This is a genomic window from Cryobacterium sp. Hh38, from assembly GCF_004403235.1.
Taxonomy (GTDB): domain Bacteria; phylum Actinomycetota; class Actinomycetes; order Actinomycetales; family Microbacteriaceae; genus Cryobacterium; species Cryobacterium levicorallinum.
The window spans coordinates 1-7,241 of sequence record NZ_SOHD01000011.1 but is presented as its reverse complement, the minus strand read 5'-3'; the positions used below and the strand labels follow the sequence as shown (position 1 = coordinate 7,241).

The following is a 7,241-nucleotide window of genomic DNA, read 5'->3' as shown; positions in this document are numbered from 1 at the left end:
TTGAACTCCTGGGTGAAACGCCTGCGTGCTGCGGTCATGCTGATCTCTACTTTCAGTGAACCCTCATTTTAAGAGGGCCCACTGTCCGAGATATCCGCGGCAGGTCACAGATTGGTTCTGTGTCTCGCGTGGTCACCACGTTCACCTGGTGCTGATGGGGAGGGAGATCACTGGTGGCACTCTGGCTTCCCGTTGCGCTCTCCACGTCTGAAGCTCACACTCATTACGAAATGGCAGCGAGCCTGTGAACGTACGTCGGCCCGATCTCGGAGATCAACCAATTTTTAAGATTGTGACTTGCTTACTCCGCGGTTTTTGCGAGTGAGACCGGTAGGGCGTCTATCTTCAAAACGATCCCATCATCTAGAAGCTGCACAATCTGAACGTTTGCTAGGGAAGATATGACGGCGTCGGCATAGGGAGCGAGAACTTCTGCCGTCTCGGTGCCCACTACGCCGATGGTGAGACAGTTTGCACCGCGAGCTGAGATAAGTCCCGCCACCGTGTCCTCTAATGCGAGCGCTCGAGAATCGTCTGTCGACATGAATTTTGCCAGGAGATACGGTTCGGGGTCCGGTTTACCCCGAGCAACGTCGTCACCTGAGATCAAGCGGCTTGGTGTGGGGATTCCCCCTGCCTTGAGTCGAGTAAGGGCGACACGACGACTCGCGGACGTCACGACACCCCATCGATCTCGGGGTATTTTCCTGACCAGGTCGAGCGCGCCTGGCAGGGCGACAATGGCCCTGATCGACTCCACCTCGATATCATCTAACCGCTGCACGGCCGCCTCCACTCGCTCGCTGGGTAGCAGCGGTGATGCAATAGCGTCGGCCGTGCGCCCGTGCAGCGTGCTGATTGGGCCAAGCGAAATCTCTTCGGCATCTGCCCAGCGCGCCCAAGCGTCTTCAATGGCAGCGATCGAGTCGATGAGCGTGCCGTCCATATCGAACAGCAGCTCGGCAACCTGCCATTGCAGATGAATGTTCTCTTCTTTACCCACAAACTCTGACCGGGGTTCGTTCACTAAACGTCTGTCACGGTGAGCGAGGGAATGATCATTGTCTTGATAGCGGTCGCATCCGTCTTTGCGCTCATCAGTGCTTCCGGAACCTTGTCGAGGCCAAACCGCCCGGTAACCAGCGGAGCTGCGTCGATCGCTCCCGTGGAGATCAGTGCGATGGCGGTGGGCCACGTGTTGACGTAGCGGAACGTGCCCTTGAGAGCGATCTCACGGTGCTGGAACAAAGCGATGGGCACGGTGAGCTCGTCGCCGCCCATACCGACCAGCACTGCAACGCCACCTCGCTTGATCGTAGGGAAGGCAGAGTTTATGGCCCGAGCGTTTCCGGATGCGTCGATGTACACATCGAAATGCTGGTCGAACCCCGAAAAATCGTCGGTGGCCGGGTCCAACGCCACATCTGCGCCGTGTTGCAGGGCGAATTGCCGACGATTCGCTACCGGATCACTGATGACCACCTCCGTCGCACCGAATGCTCTGGCTACTTGGGCGTTCATGACGCCGATCGGGCCAGCGCCCGTAATGAATACGCGATGTCCGGCCGTGATGCCGGCCATGCGTGCCGCATGAACTGCAACGGATGCAGGTTCTACCAGTGCTCCCTCTTCGTCGGTCATGCTGTCGGGAATCTCGTGCGCGAAGTCGTCGTCCACGAGGGCGTACTCGGCGAAGGACCCGTCGATGGGCCACGCTCCATAAAATTTGATCTCGGGGCAGAGGTGGTAGCGCCCGGATTTGCAAAACTCGCAATGACGACACGGGGTCTGCGGCTCGACCGCAACGCGAACGCCCACTCTACTCGTGTCGACGCCCTCGCCGACCGCGGCGATGATGCCCGCTGTTTCGTGGCCAAGTGCAACTGGGCCCTTCACGACGATATTGCCGATCGCACCCTTTTCATAGAAGTGGGTGTCTGAACCGCACGCTCCGACGGCGGTTATCTGCACCAGAACCTGGCCGGGGCCGGGCGTCGGTGTCGCCACCCGATTCAGCTCGATTGAGTGCGGTGCGGTGAGAACGCTCATCAGCATGGTGGTGGGAATTGACATGAAGTTGCCTTTCAAGAGAAGAACGAGAGCGATGGCTATTAGCCCTTGACGGTGCCGGCGGTGAGTCCGCCAACAATCCAGCGCAGGGAGAAGAGTGCGAAAAGGATGCCGGGAACCATCGATACGACAGTTGCGGCTGCCATTGGTCCCCATTCAATGGATTGATACGAGATGTATTGCTGGATACCCGTAGTGATGACTTGGGTGTTTCTCCCACTGAGCACGAGCGGCAGGGTGTAGTTATTCCAGGCCCAGATGAACGAGAGCATCAGGGCTGCGCCAAGTCCTGGCGCGATGAGGCGGAACAGAACGTGTCGGAATGCTGTCCACCGCGTTCCTCCATCCACGGCCACCGCCTCTTCCAGCTCCACGGGCAGATCTTCGATGAACGACCGAAGCATCCAGATGAGCATCGGGAGAGTCACCAGTTGGTAGGCGAGGATGAGGCCCAGGTAGCTGTCGTAGAGGCCGACCTTCTGGAACATGAGGTACAGCGGCAGGATGATCAGCAGTTCGGGGGCGAAGCGCATGGACAGGATGCCGAACGCAATGTTCTCCCGACCCTTGAACTGAAAGCGTGCCAGCGCGTACGCGGTGGGCAGGCCGATCACCAAGGTCAGAAGTAGTGCGCCGGCCGTCACGATCAACGAATTCACGAATGGTGTGAGGAATTGAGATCCGCTGAAGATCTGCGCGTAGTTGGCCAGGGTCGGCAGAAAGACGAACTTCGGCGGATAGGTGATGATGTCGTCAGACGTCTTGAGGGACATCATCGCGATCCACACAATCGGAGTCAGTGCGAATACGCTCCAGATCGACAACACGAGGATCGCCGATCCGTGTTTGACGGCGCGCTTACGCTTTCTGGTTCGGACAGCTAGCTCGTGGTTCCTGGTCCGGTCTGTGGGCTTGGACCGGGTGTGCGGGTCTTCGCTCAGGCGAGCAGGAGCGGTGGTGGTCATTTCGATGCCTCCTGGCGGCGAGCTTTGAGTAAGAAGTACGACATCAAGTAGCAGATGAGCCAGAGCAGCATCAGCGCCGCCATGGAGGCCCCAAAGTTGAGGTTTCGAATCCCGTCGAGGTACGCGAGAACGTGAAGATTGGTTGTCGCATCGACCGGTCCTCCCTTGGTGGTCGTGTAGATGATGTCGAACATTTTCAATGAGTCGATCCCGCGGAACGCCACGATGACCGTCAGCACGGGCATCAGGAGTGGCAGGGTGATTGAGACGAAATTGCGGATAGGACCGGCGCCATCCATTGCCGACGCTTCTTGCAGTTCGACCGGCACGCTGCGGAGGCCGGCCTGCGCGAGAAGGACCACAAACGGAGTGAAGATCCAAACGTCGATGAGAATCACGGACCAGAGGGCGCTGTCGGGACCATTCAGCCAGAGGAGTTTTTGACCACCGAGAGCCTCGATGAGCCAGTTAATGACGCCATTGTCGGTGAGCATGACCTTCCACATCAGAGCGGAGACTACGGGCGGCAGGAGGAGTGGCAGAACGATGAGGAGTCGAAAGACACTCCCGTATTTGCCGGTGTTGAGCAGCATTGCTATTCCGATACCGACAACGAGTTCGATGATGACGACGGTGATCGAATACTGAAGGGTGATGCCGATTGCGTGCAGGCCCTCACCGGTCGTGAACATGTCGATGTAGTTCGCGCCCCAGTTGAACTTGGGATCGCCTCGATTGAGCCGGTAGCTAGTGAATGACCACCAGGCGCCGGTGAAGAATGGGTAGAGGATGGCAACCAAGAACGCGAGCGCGGGTAGCGCCAGCAGATATGGCAAATATGGCTTGTGCTTCACGACTGTCCCGTCAATGGTGTCTCGGTCGGCGCCTTGGATAAGGCGCCGACCGAGCGTGTTCCTGCGTTGTTACTTGATTACTGCGTCAATCTTTTCGGCAGCGTCGTTCAGCGCGTCTTCGACCGAACTCTGGCCGAGAATTGCCGACTGGATTGCTTTCGCCCAGATATCGCCGGCCTCTGTCCAGCTGGCAGCGGGGGAATACTGCCAGGTGGCGTAGTCCGAAAGAATTTCCTTCCAGACCTTGTTGTAATCACCCCAGCCTTCTGTCGCGGCAGCCATTTCGGGGCTATCGGCGACGGACATGCGGGTGGGGTTCATGTTGCCCTCGCCAATAGCGGCGGTGAGCTGCTCCTCTGATGTGGCCCACTGGATGAACTGCCAGGCAGCACCCTTGTGCTCGGATGCGGCGTTCATACCCAGCGACCAGAGCCACATGCTGGATGCGCGACCCTCGGGTCCTTCAGGAGGAAGCGCGTAGCCGACCTTCCCGGCAATCCCGCTCTCTTCGAAGCCGGGTGCCATGTGGTCGGCATCGATGTAGAACGCCGAGGTGCCCGACATGAAGTCCTGCATGGCTTCGTACCAGGTGTAGGAAGATGCTGCCTCCGGGGCGAACTGCATGAGGTCGACCCATTTCTGGGTTGCCTCAATGGCCTGCGGGCTGTTGACCGTTGCCTTGCCGTCAGTGACATCCTTGACGCCGTAGGCACCTGCAAAGGTCGAGAAGGGGTTGAGGGTGGGGTAGGTCTTGTCGCCACGGCTCACGAAACCGTTGATGGTCGTACCTTCGAACTCCGTGCCGTCCAGCTTCTCTGCTGCGGCGAGAAGTTCATCGATGGTCTGTGGAACGGCGATGTTATTGGCTTCGAGAATGTCTTTTCGGTAGAAGAGTGCGTATCCCTCCTCGTTGGCGGGGATTGCCCAGAGGCTACCTTCGCCCGCGCCACCGAAGTTGGTCGTGTCCCAGCGCTCTGCCTCGATCAGCGCAGGAAAGAAGTCGTCGAAGTTGTAGTCGGGAGATGTCTGCTTGATGTCATCTACCCACGGCTGCAGATCCTCGATCCAACCTGCGGCTGCGTACTGATAGTTCATCGGCTGAGACGTCATGAAGACGTCGTAACCGCCGGCTCCCGACTGGAGTTCGGTGAGAATTTTCACCATGTAGTCGGACTCGGTCAACGTCTCGAAATTCACCGTGATGCCAGATTTGGTCTCAAAGTCATCGATATTGGCTTTGAGTGAGGCTGACAACGGGTGCTCGCTCATGAGCAGGTTTAGCGTTTCGCCCGAATAGTTCTTCCAGCCGAATTCGGCAACATCGGTCGAGGTGGCTGCGGGACCAGAAGCACAGCCCGCGAGAACAGCAACTGTTGTGGCCACGGCGAGACCCGCCGTGATGGTGCGTCGCATTTTGGGATGCGGAGGTTTCATTAAGTACTCCCTTGGACTAATGCCGGAATCATTTCGTGGTGCATTGCGCTGCGATCATGGACCGGTCAATTAGGGAGCCTATGGTGCTTGCTCGATGTTGCGCCTATGATGCTCAGATGAGCAACTCTTTCGGGATCCGTGAGCAACTTCAGCACGCGTATGCGGCTATTCAAAATCTGCAATTTGATAGATCGACCATGGACATTGCCGAGGAACTGGGCATCTCGCGTTTCGCGGTCGGCCGAATGATCAGACGCGCACGCGATGAAGGGCTCGTGGAGGTTGTCTCGCGACTTCCTCACCCTGTCGACACCCAGCTGTCGAAGGCACTCGAGCGTGAATTCGGTCTTTCGTCGGCTCTCGTGGTGATCCCACCGTCTGCTTCAGATGTTGGAGCGCGCGCCGTGATTGCGTCGATAGCAGCGCGTATGGTCTCGGACATGGTGGGGGAAGATGACATTATCGGGCTGGGTCCGGGGCGAACGATCATCCAGATGTGTTCGTCCGTGGCAGAGATTGCTAGCTGCGACGTGGTGCAGGTCACAGGAGTCGCCGGCTCGGTTCCGGAAGAGGAGTTGGATGCGATTGTTCGTCTCAGCAGCGTCTCCAAGGGTCGTATGTTTGCTTTGCATGCGCCGTTTCTCACGACCAACGAGGAAGCAGCAAAAGCCATTGCTGATCAGCCCGGGGTGAAAAATGCCATTCAACGGATGAATCGTCTAGACAAGGTCGTGCTTACAGTTGGCGGCTGGCCAGCAAGCTCGGGATTAGCCACGCAGCTGGCCAGTAACGGAGAGCTTGACTTATTCATTCGCAGCGGCGTTGTGGCAGAAATTGGCACGACGCTCCTCGATGCAGAAGGCAAGGAAGTCCACTCGCTTGAGAACCGCCTAATCGGAATTAGCACCGCTCAGCTCAGAAAAGTACCGCTACGCATTGCTCTCGGCGGCGGCCAGGGCAAACGACGCGCTGTTCTTTCAGTGTTGAAATCGGGACTCATCGACGTCCTGATCACCGATCAGGAAACGGCTCGACTTGCCCTACTGAATACTGGCTTCGGTGGACTCCACCTGCGGTGAGGGTGAGCGCCCTGTAGCCGGGTGTCGTCGTCGGTCGTGCCCGGGCGAACACCGGAGTTGATCTCGGCGCGCAGGAATGTCGGCAGGGTACCGAGTTGCTAGCCGAAACGGGCAGACGCCCCACGGCCACCGCCGGCATCGTCACAAGCGGCAAGCGGCAAGCGGCAAGCGGCAAGCGGCAGGCCCACCGCCCGCTTCCCGTTTGACCGCTTTCGGGCTTTGATTGAGACAGAGATTGGGTTCAAATCCCACCGGTGCGTTGGAGACCGCCTTTCGCAATCCCTCGGACCGCCACGCGGTCCACCAGAAGTGCCGATCAACGCCCAGACTTAGACGCTGCACTAGGTGAATAACTCGCCGGATGTGTTCTCCCCCTGGGCTGATGGTTCTGATTCTTTAAGCCAGGCGGCGTTGGCCGGTTTCGTATAGCCCAGCTAAGCGAACTCGCCCCTCATAGTCGTTTCCCTTTGTGAGTTCAACGTGACCCGCAATTGTCCTTTGGTGAGTGGGACAGTTGAGATTCTGTTTCTTGGCCTGATGGCTCATAACCATGTGCCTCGCAATTGACTTTCGTTTCGGCGAATTCCAGTGATTCATGGCCGCGACGGATCGTCGACTGTGGGTCATCAGCATTGACCGGGATGGCTGGCAGAGTGTTCATTTCTGAAACCCCGCAGAAACCCCGCATTAACCCCGCAGATTGAAACTTGCGTGGCGGTGAGAGCGTGATTGAGTATTCGAGTCTCTGAGCCCCACCCGATCGTGCGGTTGAGCCCCACCGTTCGTGCGGAAGAGCACCAGTGGTGGTGTGGCTCAGCACCACTGGTGCCCCGTCACGG

The 7,241-nt window shown here is 58.2% G+C and carries 6 protein-coding genes; 1 reads left to right on the top strand and 5 read right to left on the bottom strand.

Annotated features, from left to right (window positions below):
• Positions 1-301 precede the first annotated feature (301 nt).
• The 5 genes from E3T41_RS05855 to E3T41_RS05835 form a co-directional block, all read right to left on the bottom strand.
• Complete coding sequence (locus tag E3T41_RS05855) at positions 302-1,027, bottom strand: HAD-IA family hydrolase (RefSeq protein WP_134477725.1); 726 nt, start codon at positions 1,025-1,027, stop codon at positions 302-304.
• Entirely contained in the window at positions 1,027-2,073 is a 1,047-nt protein-coding gene (locus E3T41_RS05850; RefSeq protein WP_198416390.1) for an NAD(P)-dependent alcohol dehydrogenase, read from the bottom strand. The genes E3T41_RS05855 and E3T41_RS05850 overlap by 1 nt, the downstream gene beginning before the upstream one ends.
• Before the next feature lie 38 nt (positions 2,074-2,111).
• On the bottom strand, positions 2,112-3,035 hold the full coding sequence (locus E3T41_RS05845; RefSeq protein ID WP_134477723.1) for a carbohydrate ABC transporter permease: 924 nt from the start codon (positions 3,033-3,035) through the stop codon (positions 2,112-2,114).
• Positions 3,032-3,889, bottom strand: coding sequence for a carbohydrate ABC transporter permease (locus E3T41_RS05840; protein ID WP_134477721.1), 858 nt, complete (start codon positions 3,887-3,889; stop codon positions 3,032-3,034). The genes E3T41_RS05845 and E3T41_RS05840 overlap by 4 nt, the downstream gene beginning before the upstream one ends.
• Positions 3,890-3,958: 69 nt before the next feature.
• On the bottom strand, positions 3,959-5,323 hold the full coding sequence (locus tag E3T41_RS05835; RefSeq protein ID WP_134477719.1) for a sugar ABC transporter substrate-binding protein: 1,365 nt from the start codon (positions 5,321-5,323) through the stop codon (positions 3,959-3,961).
• A gap of 116 nt (positions 5,324-5,439) precedes the next feature.
• Between E3T41_RS05835 and E3T41_RS05830 the strand changes: the two genes are divergently transcribed.
• Positions 5,440-6,402 carry a sugar-binding transcriptional regulator gene (locus E3T41_RS05830; RefSeq protein ID WP_166791501.1) on the top strand — a complete coding sequence of 321 codons (963 nt, stop codon included), beginning with the start codon at positions 5,440-5,442 and terminating at the stop codon, positions 6,400-6,402.
• The last annotated feature ends 839 nt before the right edge of the window (positions 6,403-7,241 follow it).